The organism is Thalassospiraceae bacterium LMO-SO8, from assembly GCA_031655335.1.
Classification (GTDB): Bacteria; Pseudomonadota; Alphaproteobacteria; order Rhodospirillales; family Casp-alpha2; genus UBA1479.
This window is the reverse complement of the sequence record CP134226.1, coordinates 1,587,192-1,609,683: the sequence shown is the minus strand read 5'-3', so window position 1 is coordinate 1,609,683 and position 22,492 is coordinate 1,587,192. Positions and strand designations below refer to the sequence as shown.

The following is a 22,492-nucleotide window of genomic DNA, read 5'->3' as shown; positions in this document are numbered from 1 at the left end:
ACATGTGCGGACTGACCGGCATTCTCGACCCGCGCGGCCGCGTTCCGATGGCGAGCGCGGTGCAGGCGATGACCGACCGCCTCGTCCATCGCGGTCCCGACGCGGACGGCGTGTGGACCGATGACGACACCGGCATCGCCCTCGGCCATCGCCGCCTGTCGATCATCGACCTGAGCCCCGCCGGCGCGCAACCGATGAATTCGGCCTGCGGGCGCTACGTCATCGTCTACAACGGCGAGGTCTATAACGCCGAGGATCTGCGCCGCGATTTGGCCGCGGCGGGGGCCACGCCGGACTACCGCGGGCATTCGGACACGGAAGTGATGCTCGCCGCCTTCACCCATTGGGGCGTGCGCGCCACCATGGACAAGCTGATCGGCATGTTCGCCTTCGCGCTGTGGGACCGCCGGGAACGATGCCTGGTGCTGGCCCGCGACCGCCTGGGCATCAAGCCGCTGTATTGGGGCGAGGCCGACGGCCTGTTCCTGTTCGCGTCGGAGCTGAAATCGTTCCACGCCCACCCAAGGTTCCGGCCCGAGATCGACCGGGCCGCCCTCGCCGCCTACATGCGCTACAACTACGTGCCGGCGCCCGCGTCCATATACAAAGACGTCTTCAAGCTGGAGCCGGGCTGCCTGCTGTTCAAGCGCGCCGACGAGCCCGCCCGCGTCGAGCGTTATTGGGACCTGCGGCGCATCGCCCACGACGGCCAGTCCGCGCCCCGCGACCTGAGCGACCGTGATGCCATCGACGAAGCCGACGCCCTGATCGGCGACGCGGTCAAACGGCGCATGGTGGCGGATGTGCCGTTGGGCGCGTTCCTGTCGGGCGGCATCGATTCCTCGACCGTCGCGGCTCTGATGCAGGCGCAAAGCGACGTGCCCGTGAAGACCTTTTCCATCGGTTTCGACGCGGATGGATATGACGAAGCACCGCACGCCGCCGCCGTCGCCAAGCACTTGGGCACCGACCATACGGAACTTTACGTCGACCCCGGCCAGGCGCTCGACGTCATTCCGCGACTGCCTGAATTCTATGACGAACCCTTCGCCGACTCGTCCCAGATTCCGACCTACCTCGTAGCGGCCCTGACCCGCCGACACGTCACCGTCGCGCTTTCCGGCGACGGCGGCGACGAGGTGTTCGCGGGATATACCCGCTATGCCTGGGGCGACCTGCTGCGCCGTCGCACGGGCCGCATTCCCCGCCCCCTGCGCGCGGGTGCGGCGCGGATGCTGCATTGCCTGAGCGAAGACAGTTGGGACCGGCTGCTGAAACACCTGCCCGTCGCCAAGCACCTCAGCCATCCCGGACAGAAGGCGCACAAGCTGGCCGACGTTCTGGCCCTGCCGGACGACATGGCGCTTTTCCGCCGCCTGATCACGGCCTGGCGCGATCCGGCGGCCGTGGTCCCGGGGGCCACTGAAACACCGACCGTCGCCTGGGACGACGGCGTGCGGGAAGACGTGCCCCGGTTCATGGAACGCATGCAGTTGCTGGACAGCCTGATGTATTTGCCCGACGACATCCTGACCAAGGTCGACCGCGCCTCCATGGCCGTCAGCCTGGAAGCCCGCGTGCCGCTGCTCGATCACCGGGTCGTCGAATTCGCCTGGTCCCTGCCGCGCCGCCTGCGCGTGCGCGACGGCCAGGGAAAATGGATATTGCGCCGGGTGCTCGACCGCTACGTTCCGCCGGCGCTCACCGAGCGGCCGAAGATGGGGTTCGGCATTCCCGTCGACCGTTGGATCAAGGGCCCGCTGCGCGACTGGGCCGAGGATCTGTTGTCGCCGGCGGCGTTGGCCGAGGGCGGCCTGCTTGACCCGGCGCCGGTCCGCCATGCCTGGGACGAACACCTGGCCGGCACGCGCAACCGGACGACCGAACTGTGGAGCGTGCTAATGTTTCAGGCCTGGCGACGAACCTGGCAGCCTCGGGCGTGACAACGCAAACAAAAACGATCTGCGTGCTCGGCGCCGCAAGTAGCCCCCACGTCCTGACCCGCGCGGAGGCCTTCGCGGCGCGCGGATATGACGTGCGCCTGCTCAGCCCCGTTTCGGGGCATTCCGACGTTATTCCTGTCGACTTTCCCCGATCCGGCACCCGCGGGCTTCTCGGCAAGCTGCGCCTGCTGTGGTGGACGGCGACCAGCCTGCTGCGACAGCGGGCCGATGTTTTTCACGCCCATTATGCCGCCGAGGTTGGAACCTGGTTAGCCTGGCTGCTCGGCCGCCGGCCGCTGGTGATCTCGGTGATGGGCGGTGACGTGTTGTTCGACGAGCAGGGATCGTTGGGTCCGCTGGGCCGCTGGTTGACCCGGCGCGCCCTTCTCGGTGCCGACCTGATCACGGTCAAGACGCCGGACCTAGCCGACGTCGTTGCCGGTTTCGGGGTGCCTCGCGCGAACATCGAGATCGTGATCTGGGGGGTCGACCTCGACATCCATCGGTTCGACGAAACCGCGGGACAAGCTTTCCGGCGGGAGATCGGCATCGGCCCTGATCGGGCGATCGTGTTCAGCCCGCGCATCATGCATCCGTTCTACAACATCGATCTGCTCGTCGATGCCTGGCCCGAGGTCCTTTGCCTGGTCCCGCAGGCGGTTTTGGTGATCAGCACGTTCGGCGGCGCCACGGCCTACCGGGAGCACTTGCAACGGCGCGCCGAGGCTCTGGGCGTGGCACATGCCGTCGTCTTTGCCTCCGCGCGCCCGACGGCGGCCATGGCCGGCGCGTACTCGGGGTCCGAGCTGATCGTCAGCATTCCGCCGTCGGACGGCTTTCCGCAAGCGGTTCTCGAAGCCGCCGCCTGTGGCCGGCCGATGGTTCTGTCCAATCTTGCGCGCCTGCATTCGTTCTTCGCACCGGACGTGGACGTTCTCTACACCGAGCTCAGCATTTCTGCGATCGCCCGGACCATCGTCGCGGCCCTGTCCGATCCCACCACATCCGCACGCCGCGCCGAAGCAGCGCACCGCAAGGTCACCACCGGCGCGAACTTTCGCGAGAACGTCGACCGCGTCGAAGGCCGTTTCATGCAATTGATGAAGGCCGACTGAGCCATGTGCGGGATTGCGGGCATCCTTGCCGGACCTGGGCGCAGCGTCGACCCTCAGGAGCTTGCGCGCGTCAGTCAGGCCATCGCCCATCGCGGTCCCGACGACCAGGGTGCGGCCGGCTGGTCGCCGGACCGCGGCCTGACCGTGACGGCGGAATGCGCCAGCCTGCCGAAAGGGGCGCGGGTCGGCTTCGCCCACCGTCGCCTGTCGATCATCGACACGGGGCCGGGCGGCCATCAGCCGATGGTCGCGCCCGATGGCCGTCATGCCCTGATCACCAACGGCGAAATCTACAACTACCTTGAACTTCGCCGCGAACTGGAATCCGAAGGCGCCGTCTTCACAAGTCAATCGGATACCGAAGTCCTTCTGAGCGCGATCATCCGATGGGGGGTCGAGCGGACTCTGCCCCGACTGGTCGGGATGTTCGCCTTCGCCTTCTTGGACATCGACAACCGCCGGGTCACGCTGGCCCGCGACCCCTTCGGCATCAAGCCGCTGTTGTGGACCATGCGCGGCGGCGACCTGGCCTTCGCGTCGGAGCCCGGAGCCCTTCTTGAACTCGACGGCCTGAACCGCGCCGTCGATCCGCAGGCGCTGTTCGACTACCTTCGCTTCGGCCTGACCGATCGCGGCGACCGCACCCTGTTCCGTGACATACACCACCTGCCGCCGGCGACCTTTGCCGTAGTCGATTTGACTCGGCCCGCCGCACCCGAACCGATCACTTACTGGCGGGCGAAAACAATCGGCTCCTGCGATCTTTCATTCGATGAAGCGGCAAGCGAGCTCGGTCGACTGTTCAAAAAGTCCGTGGCCCTTCACCTGCGCGCCGACGTTCCGGTCGGCGCGGCGCTGTCCGGCGGCATCGATTCATCCGCCGTCGTCTGCGCCATGCGAAAGCAGGCGGGCGATGCGCTTGACCTTCACACCTTTTCCTTCACGGCACCCGGCAGCCGCCACGACGAGGAACATTGGGCCGATATCGCCGGACAGGCGACCCGTGCGACAATGCACAAGACGGCATCGACCGGCTCCGCCCTGGCCGCGGAGCTCGACAATCTCATCCGCCTCCAGGGCGAGCCCTTTGGATCGACCAGCATTTTCGCTCAGAACCAAGTCTACGCCCTGGTTCGCGACGCCGGGATTAAGGTCACGCTCGACGGCCAGGGCGCGGACGAAATTCTGGGGGGGTATGTTCCCTTTCTCGCCGCCCGACTGGCGGGCATGTTGCGGCAAGGCGAATTTGCATCGGCCGCGCGGTTTCTCTGTCGCGCCCGGGATCAGGCCGGCCCCGCCGGCATGTTGGCCCGCGCCGCCCGGTTCATACTGCCGACGAGCCTTCAAGGCCTCACCCGCAAACTGGTCGGCGAAGATCTCGTCCCCGGCTGGATGAACGCACGCTGGCTTGCCGACAATAATGTTATTCCGGATGCCCCCCAACAGCCGCGCCAAGGCCGCGTGCTCATGGATGAATTGGCGGAAAGTCTGGAAAGTCGAGTCCTGCCCGCCCTGTTGCGCTATCAGGATCGCAATTCCATGTCCTACGCCGTCGAAAGCCGCGTACCTTTTCTGATCCCCGAGATTGTCGATTTCGCCTTTTCCCTGCCCGAACGTTTTCTGATCTCCGACCGGGGCGAAACCAAATCCGTATTCCGCGCGGCCATGCGCGGCCTTGTCCCCAACGCGATCCTGGACAGGCGTGACAAGATCGGCTTCATCACGCCGCAAGATGATTGGTTGAGAGAAGCAGAAGGGAGGCTGTCGTCCCTCGTCAACAAGGACGCCGCCCGATCCATCCCGGCCCTTAACCACGCCGTCCTGTCACGCAGTGTGGCGGACCTGGTTGACGGCGACGGCCCCATGCCCCAGCACATATGGCGGGTGGCGAACCTCACCCGGTGGAGTGAGATTTTCGACGTCTCTTTCGACGGTGGATAATTATCTTCACCCCGCGATTGTAATAAGTATATCAGGTAGGCAGAGAGTATTTTCCTGCGGTCATTCGTTCGCTCCACAGATTGTTCCTGCGACATCATCAAAAAGTTGCAACTCTCCCAGTAAACAGGATCCCGCATCGAACGGGACATGAAGAAGATGATCAATCTAGAAGAATTTCTGAACAACCGGCAGACCCTTCGCCTTGGAGAAGGCGGCAGCGTCGCATGGCGCAACATCACCGAAGCCTCGCTTGAAGAATACCGGGTTCATCATCTCTTCGATGGTTACCCCGATTCAACCAAGGCGATCATGGCCATGTTCGGGGGCTTCATCGCCAAATGGTCCCTGATCTGGGATGCGAAAAACCTGATCGACCTTGGATGCGGGATCGGCGATCACGTACCGCCTTATGCCCGTATTCTGGAAAGCCGTCTTCACTATGCCGGGCTCGACCCCATCGCGGAAAATCTGGACCGTGACTACGCCTTCGTGTGCGGTCGCCTGGAAGACCTGAAAGAAGCGAACCTTGACCGCAAGTTCGATATGGCCGTATTCGCGACATCTCTCGACCATTTCGAGGACGCCAAGAAAGCGATCGAGCTGGCCGGTCAGATCACCAGGGGCGGGCATGTCCTGATTTGGTCAGGCCTGCACGATTCGCCCCTGATCGCGCGTATCGGCGTCGCCGATATGACCGACCGTCTGTGCCGCGAGAATCACAACGCGATTTCGCGAACCTTATCGTTTCTGTTCTATTCCCTGTTCACTTGGCCTCGAGTATCCCGCGATCTTGCGATCCGGGAACGTAATCTGGAAAAGGGCGTTTCGCTAGACAAGCTGCACTTCAACTATTTCACCGAAACGGATCTCAAGGATTTATTGTTGAGCACTGGTCAAATCAACGAGTTTTCCATTTGTCCCGGCACCAATAGCGTCTTTATTTCCCTTACCGTCGGGGCTTCCGAAGATGGCGACGAAAATAAGTCCGTTTGACCCCTTATCAGCCAACGAACCGATTTAAATGATCACAAAAACACCTTCCGTCGCCGTCATCGGCTGCGGCCATTGGGGCAAGAACCACGTACGCAACTTCCATGCGCTGGGGGCGCTGGCCGCCGTGGCCGACGCCAATCCGGATTTGGCCGCCGCGATGTCGGAAACCTACGATGTTCCGGCCCGCGATTATGCCGCCATCCTGGCCGACCCCGGCATCGCGGGCGTCGTCATCGCCGCCCCGGCCGAGGCCCATGCGGCGCTCGCCATCCAGGCCCTGGAAGCCGGCAAGCACGTGTTCGTCGAGAAACCCCTGGCGCTGACCGTCGCCGAGGCCGAGGGCGTACTGGCCGCCGCCGAGACGGCCGGTCGCATCCTCATGGTCGGCCACCTGCTGCAATACCATCCGGCGTTCATGAAATTGACCGAGATGGTCCGCGCGGGCGATCTGGGCAATCTGCAATACCTCTATTCCAACCGCCTGAACCTGGGAAAGATTCGGCGCGAGGAAAACGCCCTGTGGTCCTTCGCGCCGCACGACATTTCCATGATCCTGGCCCTGGTCGGCGATGAGCCGACGGCCGTGCGCGCCGAAGGCGGCAGCTACCTGCATGATGTCATCGCCGACGTGACGACCACGCATCTGACCTTCCCCGGCGGCGTGCAGGCTCATGTCTTCGTGTCCTGGCTGCATCCCTTCAAGGAACAGAAGCTTGTCGTCGTCAGCGACAAGGCCATGGCCGTGTTCAACGACGGCGAGCCGTGGGAACGCAAGCTGCTGCTCTACCCCCACCGCATCGACTGGCGCGACGGCGTGCCGACGCCGGAAAAGGCCGAGGCCATGCCCGTCGCCCTGGACGAGGGCGAACCCTTGGCGATGGAGTGCGGCCATTTCCTGGAATGCATCGCCACGGGCGAAACACCCCGCACGGACGGCGCCGAAGGCATGCGGGTATTGAGCATATTGGAACGGGCGGAGACGGACATGAGCGCGACACGCGACGCAATCGGCACGGGCCGGTTTCCCGGCGCCAAGATTCACCAGACGGCGGTCGTCGACGACGGCGTGGCCATCGGCAGCGGCACCAAGATCTGGCATTTCTCGCATGTGCTGCCGGGAACGAAGATCGGCACCGGCGTGGTGGTCGGACAGAACGCCTCGATCGGGCCCGACGTGACCATCGGCGACAACTGCAAGATCCAGAACAACGTCAGCGTCTACAAGGGCGTGACCCTGGGGCGGGGCGTGTTCTGCGGGCCGAGCTGCGTGTTCACCAACGTCCTGACGCCGCGCGCCGAGGTCGACCGCAAGGACGACTTCCGGGAAACCCCGGTCGGCGAGGGGGCGACCATCGGCGCCAACGCGACCATCGTCTGCGGCCATGCGCTCGGCGATTACTGCATGATCGCGGCGGGCGCCGTCGTGACCTCCGACGTGCCCGCCCACGCCCTGATGGCCGGCGTGCCGGCCCGGCGTATCGGCTGGGTCAGCCACGCGGGCGAGCGTTTGGGCGACGACCTGACCTGTCCGCGCGAAGGCCGTAAATATAAAGTCACCGATACCGGCACATTGAAAGAAATCACCTCATGAGCGCCTCTCCCATCGCCTTCATCGACCTTCAGGCCCAGCGCGCCCGTCTGGGCGATACCGTCGACCGGGCCATCGCCAAGGTTCTCGACCACGGCCGTTTCATCATGGGGCCCGAGGTCGCCGAACTGGAAACCCGCCTGGCCGAGATGGGCGGCGCCAAGCATTGCGTAAGCTGTTCGAGCGGCACGGATTCGCTGCTGCTGGTCCTCATGGCCTGGGACATCGGGCCGGGCGACGCGGTCATCGTGCCGGCCATGACCTTCGCCTCGACCGCCGAAGTGGTGGCGCTGACCGGCGCCACGCCCGTGTTCTGCGACGTCCTGCCCGACACCTTCAACATGGACCCGGCGAGCGTCGAAGGCGCCATCGCCGTCGCCAAGGACAACGGCCTGACCCTGAAGGCGATCATCCCGGTCGATTTGTTCGGCCAGCCCGCCGACTATCCGGCGATTCAGAAGATCGCCGACGCCCACGGCCTGAAGGTGATGGCGGATTCGGCGCAAAGCTACGGCGGGGCGCTCGGCGGCAAGCCGGTCGGGTCCTGGGGCGACGCGACCTCGGTCAGCTTCTTCCCGGCCAAGCCCTTGGGCTGTTACGGTGACGGCGGGGCCGTGCTGACCGACGACGGCGATCTGGCGGCGCGCATGCGGAGCCTGCGCGTGCACGGCCAGGGCACCAACAAGTACGACAACGTGGCGGTCGGCCTGAACGCGCGGCTCGACACCCTCCAGGCCGCAATTCTGCTCGCCAAGCTCGACATCTTCGAAGACGAAATCAATCTGCGCCAGGACGTGGCCGCCCGCTACGCCGAAGGCCTTGCCGGCATCGCCACGCCGCCCGCGGTGGTGGACGGCGCGATCAGCGCCTGGGCCCAGTACACGATCCGCGTGGCCGACCGCGACGCCGTCGCGGCGGCGCTGAAGGAGAAGGGCGTGCCGACGGCGGTCTATTACCCCGTCGCCCTGTCGGATCAGCCCGCCTATGCCCATTATCCCCGCGCCGGCAACGGCACGCCGGTATCGCAGGCCCTGGCCCATGACGTCCTGAGCCTGCCCATGCATCCCTATCTCGACGCCGCAACCCAGGACCGCATCCTGGCCGCGTTGAAGGAAGCGGTCGCGGCGTGACCCGCATCGCAACCGTCGTCGGCGCGCGCCCCCAGTTCATCAAGGCCGGGCCCGTCAGCCGCGCGTTCAGGGACGCGGGCATCGACGAGGTGCTGATCCACACGGGCCAGCATTTCGACGACGGCATGTCGGACGTGTTCTTCCGCGAACTGGGTCTCGCCGCGCCCGATCACAACCTGGGCATCAGCGGCGGCGGTCATGGCGACATGACCGGGCGCATGCTGATCGCGCTGGAGCCGGTGCTGCTTCAGGACCGGCCCGACGGGCTGCTGATCTACGGCGACACCAATTCGACCCTGGCGGCCGCCCTTGTCGCGGCCAAGCTCGACATTCCCGTGTTCCATGTCGAGGCCGGGCTGCGCTCGTTCCGCCGCGCCCAGCCGGAGGAGATCAACCGCCGCGTCGCGGATCACCTGTCGGCGCTGCTGTTCTGCCCGACGCCGCAGGCGGTCTCGCATCTGGCCAAGGAAGGCATCTCCGCCGGCGTCATGCTGGTCGGCGACGTGATGTTCGATGCGGCGCTCGCCGCCGCCGAACGGCCCGAGGGATCGGACGTCGTTGCGCGCCTGGACCTGACCCCCGGCCAATACGAGGTCGCGACCGTGCATCGGGCCGAGAACACGGACGACGACGCCCAGTTGGCCAAGGTCGTCGATTTCCTGAAGGCGCGGCCGGGCGCGGTCGTCCTGCCGTTGCATCCCCGGACCAAGGCGGCGTTGGCGCGGGCCGGGCTCACGCTTGACGGCCTCACCGTGACGGACCCGCTCGGCTATCTGGAGATGACCCATCTGGTGAAGGCGAGCGCCGGGGTGCTGACCGATTCCGGCGGCCTGCAGAAGGAAGCCTATTTCCACCGCGTGCCCTGCATCACGCTGCGCGACGAGACGGAATGGACCGAGACGGTCGACGCCGGATGGAACCGCCTGTGGCAGTCGCCGGAGACCGCGGCCCCGCGCCGCGACATCGACGCCTATGGCGACGGCAACGCGGCCGGGCGCATCGCCCAGGCGGTCGCGGCCTACCTCACCCAGGACGGCGGCGCGGCGTGAGTGCGCGCAGGCACCTTCTCTATCTCGCGCTGGAAGCGCCCCGCGAGGGGCAGGCGTCCTATGCCCATATCCACGAGATCGTGGGCGGGCTGCAACGTCGAGGCTGGACCGTCGATCTGTTCGTGCCGTCCTATTCGGGCAACTGGAAGCGGCCCGGCCTTGCTCGTCGAATGATGGAATACCTGTGCCTGCAATGGCGGGTGATGCGGGCGTTCGAGGACGGCCAGGCGGTTTACGTGCGCTCCCACTTCCTGGCCTTTCCGGCATCGCTCTGGGCGCGGCTCAGGGGGGCGCCCATCGTGCACGAAATCAACGGCCCTTATGAAGACGTCGCCATCGCCTATGCCTGGGCGCGGCCGCTCGCCGGCATCATCAAATGGATGTGGCGCAAACAGTTCCAATGGGCCGGACGGCTGATCACCGTGACGCCGCAGCTCGCCGACTGGGTGCGCGGCCAGGGCGTGGCCACGCCGGTCGACGTGGTGCCCAACGGCGCCAATACGGAGCTGTTCCATCCGAACGCGACCTGCGACGTCGACCTGCCGGCACGCTACGCCGTGTTCTTCGGCGGGCTGGCCCGCTGGCAGGGCATCCCGACGCTGCTGGCCGCCAAGGCATCGACGGACTGGCCGCGCGGCGTCGATCTGGTGATCGTCGGCGACGGGCCCGAACGCCCGGCGGTCGAGGCGGCGGCCGCCGCCGACCCCGGCATCATCGATCTGGGCCGCCAGCCCTATCGCGTGCTGCCGGGCATCGTCGCCAAAAGCATCTGCGGCCTGGTGCCGAAGAACAACCTGGGCGACCGCACGGGCACCGGGCTTTATCCGCTCAAGGTGTTCGAAACGCTCGCCTGCGGCGTGCCCGCCGTGGTGTCCGACTTTCCAGGCCAGGCCGATCTGGTGCGCGACAACGATTGCGGCCTGGCCGTGCCGGCCGAAGATCCCGAGGCACTGGCCCGCGCCGTCGCCGAACTGGCCGTCGACCCGGCGCGCGTCAAGGCCATGGGGGCGCGAGGCCGCGACGCCATCGCCGCCGCCCATTCCTGGGACATCCGCGCGGGCGCCACCCAGGACGTTTTGATGCGCCTGACCGACCGGACATCCGGAATCTAATGCGTCTGGCCTCGGCAATCCGCGCCGTGACGAACGACCTTCTGTTCATCGACGGCGCGAAAATCCTCGCCGTCAATGTGGCCGGCGCCGGCTTGGCCTTTGTGTCGCACGTGCTGTTCGCCCGTTGGCTCGGCGTCGCATCCTACGGCACCTACGTCTTCGCCCTGTCCTGGCTGAGCATCCTGTTCATCGTCATGCAGGCCGGATTGAACCTGTCCATGGTCCGCTTCATCGCCGAATACCGCGCCCAAGGCAATCGCGCGGCCATGATGGCGGTCGTCGGATTCTCCAACCGGGTCGTCCTCATTTTAGGGGCATTCATCGTGGTCGTCGGATGGGCCGCCGTTACCTGGACGCTGCCGCAATCGGCCGAAGAAATGCGCGGCACCCTATACGGCGCCCTGGCGTTGACCGTGGTGATGGCCTTGATCCAGCAACGGGCGGCCGTGTTGCAGGGGCTTGAGCGCGTGGTTCAATCGACACTGGTGTTCGAGATTGCCCGTCCTCTCGCTTTACTGGCCGCCGTTTTTGCCTTTGCACAGATCACCGCGCTCGACGCGGCCGTAGTGATGATCGTGAACCTGGGCGTCAGTCTGGGTGTGCTGATCGTGCTCATGGCCTATGCGCGGTCCAGCATATTGGCCGAGCCGGCAGCCGATGACCGCCCCGTGCCATCTTGGCGGAACTGGTTAAGGATCAGCCTTCCATATGTCGCGATCACCGGCCTGACCATCCTGCTGACGCAAATGGACATCCTGATGATCGGCCATATCCTGGGCACGGAACAGGCGGGACTGTATGCCCCCGCCGCCAAGGTCGCACTGCTCGCGATCTTTCCGGTGGTCGCCGTGCGCGCCCGGTTCGGCCCTATGGCCGCCAAACTGTTCGCCGAGGGCAAGACCGCCGAACTTCAAAACCGCATGAACGTGGCGACGTTGCTGTCGATCGCGGCCTGTACCGCGATGCTGGCGGCGATCCTGCCCGGACGCTCTCTGATTCTTGGCCTGTTCGGTCCGGATTTCCTACCAGGCGGCGACGTCGTTGCCATCCTCGCCTTGGCATACCTTGCCTATTCCCTGATGGGCGCCGTCGAGATGTTCTTTCTGGTCGGTCCTTTCGAGCGCATGAACGCCGTTGTGTCCGCGCTGACATTGGGGGTCAATCTGATCCTCAACCTGATCCTGATCCCGCGCTTCGGGATTGAGGGCGCCGCGGCGGCGACCGGCGTCGCGATGGTCATCCGCGCGGGCATATCGAGCGCCATTATTTACCGGCGCACGGGGCTGCTTCCCTGGGCACGCGCCGCCGACATGGATGCAGCACGACAATGACACCGATCCTGATCTTGAGCGGGGGCCTGATCGTCCTGATAACGGTTGTCGAGGGCCTGAATTTTCGGCGGACGCGGCGCATCACTTTCCTGACCGCAGTGCATGCGCTGATCGCGGTCGGCTATTGCCTGCCGCCGTTCCTGATTGCGCTTCTGCCCGACACCTCCTGGGCGACGGGTCCGCGCGGCGCGGTGGACCCCAACCCATGGGGTATCCGCCTGTACCTTCTTGATCTTGCCGATCACCTGGGACTCCCCGAAGGCGCCTATATCACCACGGGGATTATCCTGATTGGCGCTTACGGAGCCCTTCTTGCCGGCTACAGCGCGACGCGCGCCCTGCCGGTTCGGGCCTTTTCCAGCGAGGGCATACCAACCGGCCTTTTGGCGTTCTCCGGCGCCGCACTGGGGGCAATCGCCCTTGTGGCCATGACGGTTTATACGTCCCAGTACACTGGAATTCGTGAACTCATCGACATGGGCATTCACGTGCGGACGGGCAATTTTCCCGCGAAATGGGGATACCTGCAGGTCCTGTCGCAGGTTGCCTTTCCTGCATTCCTAATTTTGATCGGCGCGGCCATTCGGATGCCGGGCCGCATGCGTCTTGTCGTTCTGTTGCTGGCCGCCGCCGTTTGGTATGCGGGCTTTCTCCGCGTGATCCATGTCGGGGGGCGGCTTGAACTCTGCGCTTTTCTGATCACGCCGTTGCTCGCGGCGGTGTTCCTCATGCGCTCGAAGACCGCTGCGATCCTGATCATGCTATGCGTCGCGGTGGTCGGCGTTTTCATCGCCAACCTGCCCCACACCTTCTCGCGCGACCCCTTTGGCATCGGCGCGGCGATGATCCATCAGATGGGCACGGATCTCATCAACCATATCCTGTTCATCATCGCGGATTTCGGTTTTCCCCATATCGCCGCCGCCCATACCCTGACCGTGGTGCCCGACCCCATCGCCTTCCGCCATTTCATCGACGTTCCCCTGGGCCTGGCCTACATGCTGCCCAACTTCTCAGGCGTCGAAACCCTGCCGCCGATGATCCTGAGCCTGCATGTGAAGCTGCTGCCGTGGATTCCGGTCGATCTCTTTTCATTCGGGTATTACAGCCTGGGAACCCTGGGGGTCCTGATTACCTTCGCCGCCTTCGGCGCGCTGCTGGCGCTGTTCGACGGATGGTTGACGGAGAGCACCGGATGGCTGGGTCAGGCCCTGCGGGCGGCTTGGCTGTTCTATCTGCCGTTCCGGCTGCTCTACGCGGACCCTTATGCCGTCCTGCAATCAGGCTTCGGGCTGATTACCGGGACGACCCTTGTCGCCACGCTGGTCTTGTGGACCGCCTGGCGGCGGCGGGGAGTCTAACCGGCCGGTGCGATCAGCGGCGCGGCGTCCGAATACTTCAGGCCCGTGGAAACGGTCCCACCACCCAGCTTGGCGATCTCGAACGTCCGATTCTGCACGCCATCGCCCGCCAGATGAACAATGCCGAGCGGCTGGTGCGGCGCGTGCGGTTCCACGAACAGGCGGCGGACGGGATCGAACTTCAGCGCGCCATGGCCGCACAGCCAGTTGCAGTAGGCCGGCAGGAAGGTCGCCGGCGCCTTGTCGCCGAATACCACGTAGTTGAGCGCCGTCTGCTCGGAAATCCGGCCATAGAGATCGCGGATACCGGGCCGCAGACGCCAGCGGCACAGGGCGGCCTTCAGCGCCGTCTGCCACAACCGCCAATGGGGCGCGTCGCCGCGCAGCGCGAAGGCCCCGGAATTAAGGATCGGATTGCGGCCCAGACGGTCGGCCACCGCCCAGCCATAGGCCCAGCGGTACATGCGGTGGCTGGGCCGCCGCCAATAGGGCCGGGGCCGCTTGTAATGGGCGACATATCCGCGGTCGATTTCCGGCACGATGGCGAGTGAACCATCGGCGGCGGCATCCAGAAACAGCGATATGACCGACGCATCCTGCACCCAGGCGTCGGAATCGATCCACATATAGGTATCGTAGCCGGGGAAATGGGCCGGCAGATAAGGCCTGGACACCATCGCCTTGAAATATCCCGGCGTGCGGTCGCGGCCGGGAAAATCGAAATCCCAGCCGACGGTCACCACCGAGGCCGCCACGTCCTTCAGAGCCGCGACCTGATCCGCCGCCAGCCCGACGTCGAGAATGCACAGATCGGCATCCAATTCCGGCGCCCGGTCGCACAGGGAACGCACCGTTCCCATGAGCAGATCGAAGTAATTGGCGTCCGAAGAAATGACAATCGCGGTCTTGGAACCGTTGGGCATATTCAAGGTCCGGTCGTTCGTGGTGGGCGGTCGGCGGTGCGCGGCGATCTTATGCGCTAGCCGCGCAATGCGGAACCTAGTTGTTATAACCGCCCGGATTAGGCTAAGAGCCAAGATATGACAGTTCAACGCAGCATTTCCGTGATCGGCCTGGGCTACGTCGGCCTGCCCGTCGCCGTCGCCTTCGGGCGCGCCGGCTTTTCCGTCGTCGCCTTCGACATCTCGGCCCCGCGGCTGGATGAGCTCCGCGCCGGCCACGACCGCACCCACGAGGTCGAGGCCGCGGACCTGGCCGCCGCCAACCTGACTTTCACCGACAATCCGGCGGATCTGGCCAAGGCGGATTTTCACATCGTCACCGTGCCGACGCCGATCGACGGCCTTCGGCGGCCGGACCTGGGGCCGCTGACGGCCGCGACGGAAACGCTCGGCGCCGTGCTTAAAAAAGGCGACATCGTCGTCTATGAATCGACCGTCTACCCCGGGGCGACGGAAGAGGAATGCGTGCCGATCCTGGCGGACCGTTCGGGCCTTGCCTACGGCCGCGATTTCTTCGTCGGCTATTCTCCGGAACGCATCAACCCGGGTGACCGCGAACACCGGTTCGAGACCATCAAGAAGGTGGTGTCCGGGTGCGACGCCCAGACCGCCCGCATCGTCGCCGACACCTACGGCGCCGTCGTCACGGCGGGCGTCCATATGGCGCCAACCATCAAGACCGCCGAGGCCGCCAAGGTGATCGAGAACACCCAGCGCGACCTGAACATCGCGCTGATGAACGAGCTGGCCCTGATCTTCGACCGCCTGGGCATCGACACGTCCGATGTTCTTGCCGCCGCCGGCACGAAATGGAATTTCCTGCCGTTCACGCCGGGCCTGGTCGGCGGGCATTGCATCGGGGTCGACCCCTACTACCTGACCCACCGCGCCGAAATGGCCGGCTACCGGCCCGAGGTCATCCTGGCCGGGCGCCGCATCAACGACGAGATGGGCCCCTTCATCGCCCGCGAAACCATGCGCCGCCTGTCCAAGAGGGGCGGCATCAAGTCGTTTCGCGTGACCATCCTGGGCCTGACGTTCAAAGAGAACGTGCCCGACGTGCGCAACACCAAGGTGATCGACATCGCGCACGAATTGGAACGCTTCGGCGCCGAGGTGACGCTGCACGATCCGATGGCCGACCGGGCCGAAGTCAAACACGAGTTCGGCGTGGAATTGGCGGCGGATGATGCCCTTGGCCGGGCCGACGCGGTGATTCTGGCCGTCCCGCATGAGGCCTACCTGGCGCGGGGCTGGGATTGGATCGCCGGACTTCTCGCCGACGATGACGGTCTGGTCGTCGATGTCCGCGCACGGCTGGCGCGGGACGGCGGTCCGTCCACGATCGAACTGTGGCGGCTGTGACGGCGGGCGGGGCCGGCTGATCGCCATGCCGGACATGCGGCCCCAGCGCCCGCGGCTGCTGTTCATCGTGACCGAGGACTGGGCGTTTCTGCGCCACCGCCTGCCCATGGCGCGGGCCGCGATGGACATGGGTTTCGAGGTCGCCGTGGCGACGCGGGTTTCCGGCCATGCGGACGCCATCCGCGCCCTCGGGATCACGGTGTTCCACACGCCGGTCGAGCGCGCCGGCCTGTCGCCCATCGGCGATCTGCGCTACCTCGCCGCGCTGATCTGCACCTTGCGCCGCTTCCGCCCCCACCTGATTCACAACGTCGCCGCCAAGCCGATCCTGTACGGCACCTTGGCGGCCCGCATCGCCGCCCGGGGAGCCGCTGTCCTCAATGCCTTTACCGGGCTCGGCATCCTGTTCACCGACGGCGACGGCGGGCGGTCCTTGAAAAGCCGCGTCCTGGGCGGGGTGCTGATGGCAATGCTTCGCCGCCTGTGCGGGCACACACAGGTTCACATGCTGGTGCAGAACGCGGACGACCGCGATTTCCTGACGGCGCGGGGCATCGGCCGGGACGGCCATATGCACCTTATTCCGGGTTCCGGGGTCGACCTGGCCCAGTTTCCGGTGACGCCCGAACCCCGATCAACGCCCCTGCGCGCCGTCCTGGTGGGCCGGCTGCTGAAAACCAAGGGGGTCGAGGACTTCGTCCAGGCCGCCAGGATATTGAAGGATCGCGGACGCGACATCCGCATGGTCCTGATCGGCGCCCCCGACCCCGGCAACCCGACGACCGTGACCCGGGAACAAATCGACGCTTGGGTGGCGGAAGGTCTGGTCGAGTGGACCGGCGAGCGGGACGACATCGCCGCCGTCTGGGCCTCGGCCCATATCGCCGTGCTGCCGTCCTACCGCGAAGGCCTGCCGAAAAGCCTGCTGGAAGCCGCCGCCTGCGCCCGCCCCCTGGTCGCGGCCGACGTGCCGGGCTGCCGCGCCCTGGTCCGCGACGGCGAAAACGGCCTGCTGGTGCCGCCCCGGGACCCGGCCGCCCTGGCCGACGCCATCGACCGCCTGGCCGCCGACGGCGCCCTGCGCCGCGCCTTCGGGGCGGCGGCGCGGGCGGATGTCGAGGCGCGGCTGTCGCAGGAGCGGATCGCCGATGCGGTGCGGACGCTTTACCGGCGTCTCATGAACGACACGGGAGCATAAGGCCCGCCATGACCTGGACAACCGACACACTTTTGACGGCCGCCCTGGTGTTCGGCGGCGTCGCCTTGGGCACGGGGCCGCTGATCTCCCTGCTGCGCCGGTTTCAGCTGCTCGACCATCCCAACGAACGCAGCAGCCATCACCGGCCGACCCCCGTGGGCGGCGGCCTGTTGATCGTGGCCGCCCTGGTCCCGGCCTGGCTGTGGCTGGGCGGTGCTGCGCTGTTTCCCCTTGCCCTGGCGGGCCTGGGCCTGGCCGCGATTTCCCTGGTCGACGATTTCCGCCGCGTGCCGACGGGGCTGCGGTTCGCCGGCCATGTCGCCGCCGTCGCCTGGGTCCTGTCCCTGAACCCCGCCCTGGCAGGCTGGCTGCCGGACGCCGTTCCGGGACCCGTGGCGCTGATCGGCGTCGGCCTGGGCTGGGTCTGGTTCATCAATCTGTTCAATTTCATGGACGGCATCGACGGCATCACCGGCGTCGAATGCCTGGGGATCGGGCTCGGCGTCGTTGCGGTCACCGCCCTGGGCGGTGCCGCGACCGCCCTCGCGCCCTTCGGGCTTTGCCTGGCCGCCGCCGCCGGGGCATTTCTGATCTGGAACTGGCATCCGGCCAAGGTTTTCATGGGCGATGTCGGCAGCGTGCCGCTCGGCTTTCTCATCGGCTGGCTGTTGTTGGAAATGGCCGCCGCCGGCGCCTGGGCGGCGGCGGTCATCCTGCCGGCCTATTATCTGGCCGACGCGACGTTGACCCTGGCGCGGCGAATCTTGCGGGGCGAGGCGCCCTGGCGGGCCCATCGCGACCATTTCTACCAGCAGGCCACCAAGGGCGGGCGCAGCCATGCCCGGGTGTCGTTGCTGATTTTAGGCCTCAACGCCCTGCTGATCGCGGCGGCGGCCCTGGTTTCCTGGGCCGGCCCGTGGCCCGCCCTGGCCCTCGCCGCGGGGGCGACGGGCGGCCTGCTGGCCCTGTTCCGATATCCGGGTGGTGCCGCGAACCCTTGAGGTTCCGGGCAGTGATGGTAAAAGCAGGGGCGAAAGACGTCATGCCGGACCGCGCCCGGCGCCGGCATCACCACAGGCAACGGATTTAGCCTTGTTCAAATTGCCCAACCGCCGCATTCCGCCGAGAGGGTGGATCGTCTACGGCCATGACATCTTCATGGCCGGACTGTCCTTTCCGCTCGCCCTTTACCTGCGTCTGGGCGACGCCGTCTGGACATTGCCGGTGGACGTGATGATGATCGCCGGTGGCTTCTTCACCCTTGCGGCGGCCGTTGTTTTCTATGTCGCGGGCCTCTACCGCGGGGTCTGGCGCTATGCCTCCATCAACGACCTGTTGACGATCACCAAGGCGGTCAGCCTCGCGGTTCTGATCTTCCTGCTCGCCATGTTCATCTGGGTTCGGCTGGAAGATTTTCCCCGCTCGGTGTTCGCCATCCAATGGATTTTGCTGATCGGCATGCTGGGCGGTCCCCGCTTCGTCCACCGCATCCTCAAGGACAGGGCCGCGTCGGTTCCGTCCGAGGGCGCCAACGAAGGGCGGATCCCCGTGCTTCTGGCGGGCGCCGGCGACGAGGCCGAGTTGTTCATCCGCGCGCTGGCCGCGACGGATCATCCAGAATATCGGGTCGTCGGCCTGCTGTCCGAGCGGCCGGGCCGCGTCGGCCAATACATCCGGGGGATCGAGGTCGTCGGCACGGTGCATGATCTGGCCGCCGCCACGGCCCGCTTCGCCGGCACGCCGGACCAGCCGCGCCGGGTCGTGCTGACCCGGCCGTCCATGGACGGCTCGGTCGTGCGTGACCTGCTGTCCGAAGCCGACCGGCTGGGTTTGAGCCTCGCCCGCCTGCCCAAGATGACCGATTTCAAGGACGGCATTACCGACAAGCTGGACCTGCGCCCGGTCGCCATCGAAGACCTTTTGGGCCGGCCGCAGACGCCTTTGGACCGCGCCGCCATGGCCGCCCTGATCGGCGGCCGCGAGGTCCTGATCACCGGCGCCGGGGGCTCCATCGGGGCCGAACTGGCGCGCCAGATCTGCCAGTTTTCGCCACAAGGCATCGTGCTGTTGGATCTGTCTGAGTTCGCGCTGTACGAGATCGACATGGAGCTTGCGCGCAGCTTTCCCGCCATCCCGCGCCGCGCCGTGATGGCCGACGTGCGCAATACGGACCAGATGGCCCGCGTGTTCGCCGACGTCGCCCCGGAACTGGTGTTCCACGCGGCGGCGCGCAAGCACGTGCCCCTGGTCGAGGACAACATGGCCGAGGGCCTGGACACCAACGCCATCGGCACGTTCTGCGTCGCCCGCGCCGCGCGCGACGCCGGGGCGAAGGCCATGGTCATGATTTCCACGGACAAGGCCGTCAACCCGACCAGCGTCATGGGCGCCAGCAAGCGGCTGGCGGAAATCGTCTGTCAGGCCATGGATGTGGAAAGCCGCCAAAAGGCCTCGGGCCGCGGCACCCGCTTCGTCACCGTGCGGTTCGGCAACGTGCTGGGCTCCACCGGGTCGGTCGTGCCGCTGTTCCAGAAACAACTGGCCGAGGGCGGCCCCCTGACCGTCACCGACCCCGAGATGACGCGCTACTTCATGACCATCCGCGAGGCGGTGGAACTGGTCCTGTCCGCCTCGGCGCTGGGTGTCAAAAGCGACGCCGACGGCCGCATTTTCGTGCTCGACATGGGCAAGCCGGTGAAGATCGTCGATCTGGCGCGCCAGATGATCCGTCTGGCCGGGCTGATCCCCGACCAGGACGTGAAGATCGAATTCACCGGCATCCGCCCGGGCGAGAAACTGTACGAGGAAATCTTTCACGGCGACGAGGCGCCGGTGCCGACGATGCAGCCGGGTGTGCTGCTGGCGACCCCGCGCCTGGTCACCCTGGACGAGGTCGAGGCCGCCTTCCGCCGCCTCGCCGACGCCTGCCGCCGGGGCGACCTTGCCGCCGCCGCCGCGATCGTCGCCGCCCTGGTGCCCGAGTTCACCGGCACCATCGCCACCCCTCCCCCCCAGGAAAAGAAGGCCGAACAAGCATGACCGAGCCGATCCGCCGCGCCCTGATATCCGTTTCCGACAAAACCGGCCTAGCCGATCTGGGCGCCTTCCTGGCCGCCCAGGGAGTCGAAATTCTGTCCACGGGCGGCTCCGCCAAATTGTTGCAGGACGCCGGCGTGCCGGTCATCGAGGTGTCCGACTTCACCGGCTTTCCCGAAATCATGGACGGCCGGGTCAAGACCCTGCAACCCATGATCCACGGCGGCCTGCTGGCCGTGCGCGCCAATGCGGACCACCAGAAGGCCATGGCCGATCACGGCATCCAGCCCATCGACCTTCTGGTCGTGAACCTGTATCCGTTCGAGGCGACGGTGGCCAAGGGTGCTGAATTCGACGACTGCATCGAAAACATCGACATCGGCGGCCCGGCCCTGATCCGCGCCGCCGCCAAGAACCACGGCGACGTCACCGTGGTGGTCGACACCGCCGACTACGGCAAGCTGATGGACGAGATGACCGCCAACGCGGGCGCCACCACGCCCGGCTTCCGCAAGCACCTCGCGGCCACGGCCTACGCCCGCACGGCGGCCTATGACGCGGCCATTTCCAGCTGGTTCGCGGGCCAACTGGGCGACACCTTCCCGACCCGCCTGACCTTCGCCGGGGAACGGCGCCAGGTTCTGCGCTATGGCGAGAACCCGCACCAGACGGCGGCGTTCTATGCCGGCGGCCCGGCCCGGCCCGGCATCGCCACGGCGGAACAGCTGCAAGGCAAGGAGCTCAGCTTCAACAATCTGAACGACACGGACGCGGCGTTCGAGCTGGTCGCCGAATTTTCCGACAAACCCGCCTGCGTCATCGTCAAGCACGCCAACCCCTGCGGCGTGGCCTTGGGTGACGACCTGTTCGCCGCCTATCAGCGGGCCCTCGCCTGCGACACGGAAAGTGCCTTCGGCGGCATCATCGCCGTCAACCGCGCGCTCGACGCCAAAACCGCCGAGGCCGTGGCCGAACTGTTCGCCGAGGTCGTCATCGCGCCGGCCATCGACGACGCTGCCCGGGCCGTGCTGGCGGCCAAGAAGAACCTGCGCGTGCTGGTCACCGGCGCCCTGCCGGACCCGCAGGCCCCCGGCATGACCGTGCGCTCGCTGGCCGGCGGCTATCTGCTGCAAGGCCGCGACGCGGGATTGGTCGGCGATCTCAAGGTCGTCACCAAACGCGCGCCGACCACCGCCGAGATGGCCGATCTGACCTTCGCCTTCACCGTCGCCAAGCATGTGAAGTCCAACGCCATCGTCTACGCCAAGGGCGGGGCGACCGTGGGCGTCGGTGCGGGGCAGATGAGCCGCGTCAATTCATCGCGCATCGCCGCCTGGAAGGCCCAGGACGCGGCCCGGGTGGCGGGCGACGCCGACAGCTGGGCGATTGGCTCCGTCGTTGCGTCGGACGCCTTCTTCCCCTTCGCCGACGGCCTGATGGCGGCGGCGGACGCGGGGGCCACGGCGATCATCCAACCCGGCGGCAGCGTGCGCGACGACGAGGTCATCGCCGCCGCCGACGAACGCGGCCTGGCCATGGTGTTCACAGGCATGCGCCACTTCCGCCACTAATCCATCCAGGGACAGCCTGTCGCAAAACCAGAGCGGACCATGGGTCCGCGAAAGTTGTTTTGCGCAAAACAATTAGGGCCGCGAAAGCGGCCCTTTTCTTTTGCCCCAAGGGCTTGGGGTCAGAACTTGCGGTCTTTGATGAGGTCGGCTGTCATGTGGTCCTGGCGGATGAACTGGGCCAGGATATGCATGAGCGCCTGATGGGTGTCCTCGACGACGCCGTAGTTGTCGCCCGTCACATGCAAGTTGACGTCCGCCAGCCCTTGTGTGCGCCCGCCCGCGAAGCCGGTCATGGCGATCACCGCGAGGTCGTTGTCCTTGGCCCATGCGCAGGCCCGCACCACGTTTTCCGAATCGCCCGACGACGAGACCGAGATCAGCACGTCGCCCGGATCGGCCAGGGTGCGCAGCTGATAGACGAAGACTTCGTCATAGGAAATGTCGTTGGCGATGGCGGTGATGGTCTCAATGGTCGCCGCCAGGGACACAACCCGGGGGCGCAGGTCGGTGTCCGTCTGGATGCATTTCAGATGGTCGCAGACCAGATGGTTGGAGATCGCCGCCGAGCCGCCGTTGCCGCAGACATAGATGGTCTTGCGCGCCGCATAGGCGCCGGCCAGCAGGGCCCCGGCCTTGGCCAGCGCCACGCGATCGACGGAGGCCTGGGCAACCTGGGAGGCCTGGAAATAGGCCTCGGCGAAGGCGCCCATGTCGGTGAATTTTTCGTCGGGGAAAGTCATGCGGGACTGTCCCCTAATAAGGGCGGAATTTCAACGGCGAAAATGCCACGACGCGCC

17 protein-coding genes are annotated in these 22,492 nt (G+C 66.2%); 15 read left to right on the top strand and 2 right to left on the bottom strand.

The window, feature by feature from the left end:
• Nucleotides 1-2 precede the first annotated feature (2 nt).
• From asnB (RJ527_07755) to RJ527_07710, 10 genes are all read left to right on the top strand, one after another.
• Nucleotides 3-1,943: an asparagine synthase (glutamine-hydrolyzing) gene (asnB, locus tag RJ527_07755; protein ID WND77626.1), complete on the top strand. Its 1,941-nt coding sequence runs from the start codon at nucleotides 3-5 to the stop codon at nucleotides 1,941-1,943.
• Nucleotides 1,940-3,058 carry a glycosyltransferase family 4 protein gene (locus RJ527_07750; protein WND77625.1) on the top strand — a complete coding sequence of 373 codons (1,119 nt, stop codon included), beginning with the start codon at nucleotides 1,940-1,942 and terminating at the stop codon, nucleotides 3,056-3,058. The genes asnB (RJ527_07755) and RJ527_07750 overlap by 4 nt, the downstream gene beginning before the upstream one ends.
• Nucleotides 3,059-3,061: 3 nt before the next feature.
• Nucleotides 3,062-4,999 carry an asparagine synthase (glutamine-hydrolyzing) gene (gene asnB / locus RJ527_07745; protein WND77624.1) on the top strand — a complete coding sequence of 646 codons (1,938 nt, stop codon included), beginning with the start codon at nucleotides 3,062-3,064 and terminating at the stop codon, nucleotides 4,997-4,999.
• Nucleotides 5,000-5,146: 147 nt separating this feature from the next.
• Nucleotides 5,147-5,992 (top strand): methyltransferase domain-containing protein, encoded by an 846-nt coding sequence (locus RJ527_07740; GenBank protein WND77623.1) that lies wholly within the window; start codon nucleotides 5,147-5,149, stop codon nucleotides 5,990-5,992.
• 28 nt (nucleotides 5,993-6,020) lie between these two features.
• Nucleotides 6,021-7,583 carry a Gfo/Idh/MocA family oxidoreductase gene (locus tag RJ527_07735; protein WND77622.1) on the top strand — a complete coding sequence of 521 codons (1,563 nt, stop codon included), beginning with the start codon at nucleotides 6,021-6,023 and terminating at the stop codon, nucleotides 7,581-7,583.
• Nucleotides 7,580-8,710: a DegT/DnrJ/EryC1/StrS aminotransferase family protein gene (locus tag RJ527_07730; GenBank protein ID WND77621.1), complete on the top strand. Its 1,131-nt coding sequence runs from the start codon at nucleotides 7,580-7,582 to the stop codon at nucleotides 8,708-8,710. Before RJ527_07735 ends, RJ527_07730 begins: the two co-directional genes overlap by 4 nt.
• Entirely contained in the window at nucleotides 8,707-9,759 is a 1,053-nt protein-coding gene (wecB, locus tag RJ527_07725) for a UDP-N-acetylglucosamine 2-epimerase (non-hydrolyzing) (protein ID WND77620.1), read from the top strand. Before RJ527_07730 ends, wecB begins: the two co-directional genes overlap by 4 nt.
• Nucleotides 9,756-10,871, top strand: a complete 1,116-nt coding sequence (locus RJ527_07720) for a glycosyltransferase family 4 protein (protein WND77619.1) — start codon at nucleotides 9,756-9,758, stop codon at nucleotides 10,869-10,871. Before wecB ends, RJ527_07720 begins: the two co-directional genes overlap by 4 nt.
• A gap of 26 nt (nucleotides 10,872-10,897) precedes the next feature.
• Nucleotides 10,898-12,202 (top strand): oligosaccharide flippase family protein, encoded by a 1,305-nt coding sequence (locus RJ527_07715; protein WND77618.1) that lies wholly within the window; start codon nucleotides 10,898-10,900, stop codon nucleotides 12,200-12,202.
• Nucleotides 12,199-13,563 (top strand): hypothetical protein, encoded by a 1,365-nt coding sequence (locus RJ527_07710; protein ID WND77617.1) that lies wholly within the window; start codon nucleotides 12,199-12,201, stop codon nucleotides 13,561-13,563. Before RJ527_07715 ends, RJ527_07710 begins: the two co-directional genes overlap by 4 nt.
• On the opposite strand, the gene RJ527_07705 is transcribed toward RJ527_07710, so the two are convergent.
• On the bottom strand, nucleotides 13,560-14,486 hold the full coding sequence (locus tag RJ527_07705; protein ID WND77616.1) for a hypothetical protein: 927 nt from the start codon (nucleotides 14,484-14,486) through the stop codon (nucleotides 13,560-13,562). The two genes, RJ527_07710 and RJ527_07705, sit on opposite strands and share 4 nt — an antisense overlap.
• 117 nt (nucleotides 14,487-14,603) lie before the next feature.
• Here RJ527_07705 and RJ527_07700 point away from each other — a divergent pair, with 117 nt between their 5' ends.
• The 5 genes from RJ527_07700 to purH all read left to right on the top strand — a co-directional run bounded on the left by RJ527_07700 (nucleotide 14,604) and on the right by purH (nucleotide 21,695).
• Nucleotides 14,604-15,890: a nucleotide sugar dehydrogenase gene (locus RJ527_07700; GenBank protein ID WND77615.1), complete on the top strand. Its 1,287-nt coding sequence runs from the start codon at nucleotides 14,604-14,606 to the stop codon at nucleotides 15,888-15,890.
• A gap of 25 nt (nucleotides 15,891-15,915) precedes the next feature.
• A complete protein-coding gene (locus RJ527_07695) occupies nucleotides 15,916-17,088 on the top strand; it encodes a glycosyltransferase family 4 protein (GenBank protein WND77614.1) in 1,173 nt (390 codons plus the stop codon).
• Between the two features lie 8 nt (nucleotides 17,089-17,096).
• Nucleotides 17,097-18,089, top strand: a complete 993-nt coding sequence (locus RJ527_07690) for a glycosyltransferase family 4 protein (GenBank protein ID WND77613.1) — start codon at nucleotides 17,097-17,099, stop codon at nucleotides 18,087-18,089.
• A gap of 91 nt (nucleotides 18,090-18,180) precedes the next feature.
• Nucleotides 18,181-20,127 carry a nucleoside-diphosphate sugar epimerase/dehydratase gene (locus RJ527_07685; GenBank protein WND77612.1) on the top strand — a complete coding sequence of 649 codons (1,947 nt, stop codon included), beginning with the start codon at nucleotides 18,181-18,183 and terminating at the stop codon, nucleotides 20,125-20,127.
• Nucleotides 20,124-21,695, top strand: coding sequence for a bifunctional phosphoribosylaminoimidazolecarboxamide formyltransferase/IMP cyclohydrolase (purH, locus tag RJ527_07680; protein WND77611.1), 1,572 nt, complete (start codon nucleotides 20,124-20,126; stop codon nucleotides 21,693-21,695). Before RJ527_07685 ends, purH begins: the two co-directional genes overlap by 4 nt.
• 119 nt (nucleotides 21,696-21,814) lie before the next feature.
• On the opposite strand, the gene RJ527_07675 is transcribed toward purH, so the two are convergent.
• A complete protein-coding gene (locus tag RJ527_07675; protein WND77610.1) occupies nucleotides 21,815-22,435 on the bottom strand; it encodes an SIS domain-containing protein in 621 nt (206 codons plus the stop codon).
• Nucleotides 22,436-22,492 lie beyond the last annotated feature (57 nt).

What these genes read in the sequence shown, in the direction of transcription:
- asnB (WND77626.1), top strand. Translation starts at nt 3, where the DNA reads ATGTGCGGACTGACCGGCATTCTCGACCCGCGCGGCCGCGTTCCGATG.
- asnB (WND77624.1), top strand. Translation starts at nt 3,062, where the DNA reads ATGTGCGGGATTGCGGGCATCCTTGCCGGACCTGGGCGCAGCGTCGAC.
- RJ527_07740 (WND77623.1), top strand. Translation starts at nt 5,147, where the DNA reads ATGAAGAAGATGATCAATCTAGAAGAATTTCTGAACAACCGGCAGACC.
- RJ527_07735 (WND77622.1), top strand. Translation starts at nt 6,021, where the DNA reads ATGATCACAAAAACACCTTCCGTCGCCGTCATCGGCTGCGGCCATTGG.
- RJ527_07730 (WND77621.1), top strand. Translation starts at nt 7,580, where the DNA reads ATGAGCGCCTCTCCCATCGCCTTCATCGACCTTCAGGCCCAGCGCGCC.
- RJ527_07710 (WND77617.1), top strand. Translation starts at nt 12,199, where the DNA reads ATGACACCGATCCTGATCTTGAGCGGGGGCCTGATCGTCCTGATAACG.
- RJ527_07705 (WND77616.1), bottom strand. Translation starts at nt 14,486, where the DNA reads ATGCCCAACGGTTCCAAGACCGCGATTGTCATTTCTTCGGACGCCAAT.
- RJ527_07700 (WND77615.1), top strand. Translation starts at nt 14,604, where the DNA reads ATGACAGTTCAACGCAGCATTTCCGTGATCGGCCTGGGCTACGTCGGC.
- RJ527_07695 (WND77614.1), top strand. Translation starts at nt 15,916, where the DNA reads ATGCCGGACATGCGGCCCCAGCGCCCGCGGCTGCTGTTCATCGTGACC.
- RJ527_07690 (WND77613.1), top strand. Translation starts at nt 17,097, where the DNA reads ATGACCTGGACAACCGACACACTTTTGACGGCCGCCCTGGTGTTCGGC.
- purH (WND77611.1), top strand. Translation starts at nt 20,124, where the DNA reads ATGACCGAGCCGATCCGCCGCGCCCTGATATCCGTTTCCGACAAAACC.
- RJ527_07675 (WND77610.1), bottom strand. Translation starts at nt 22,435, where the DNA reads ATGACTTTCCCCGACGAAAAATTCACCGACATGGGCGCCTTCGCCGAG.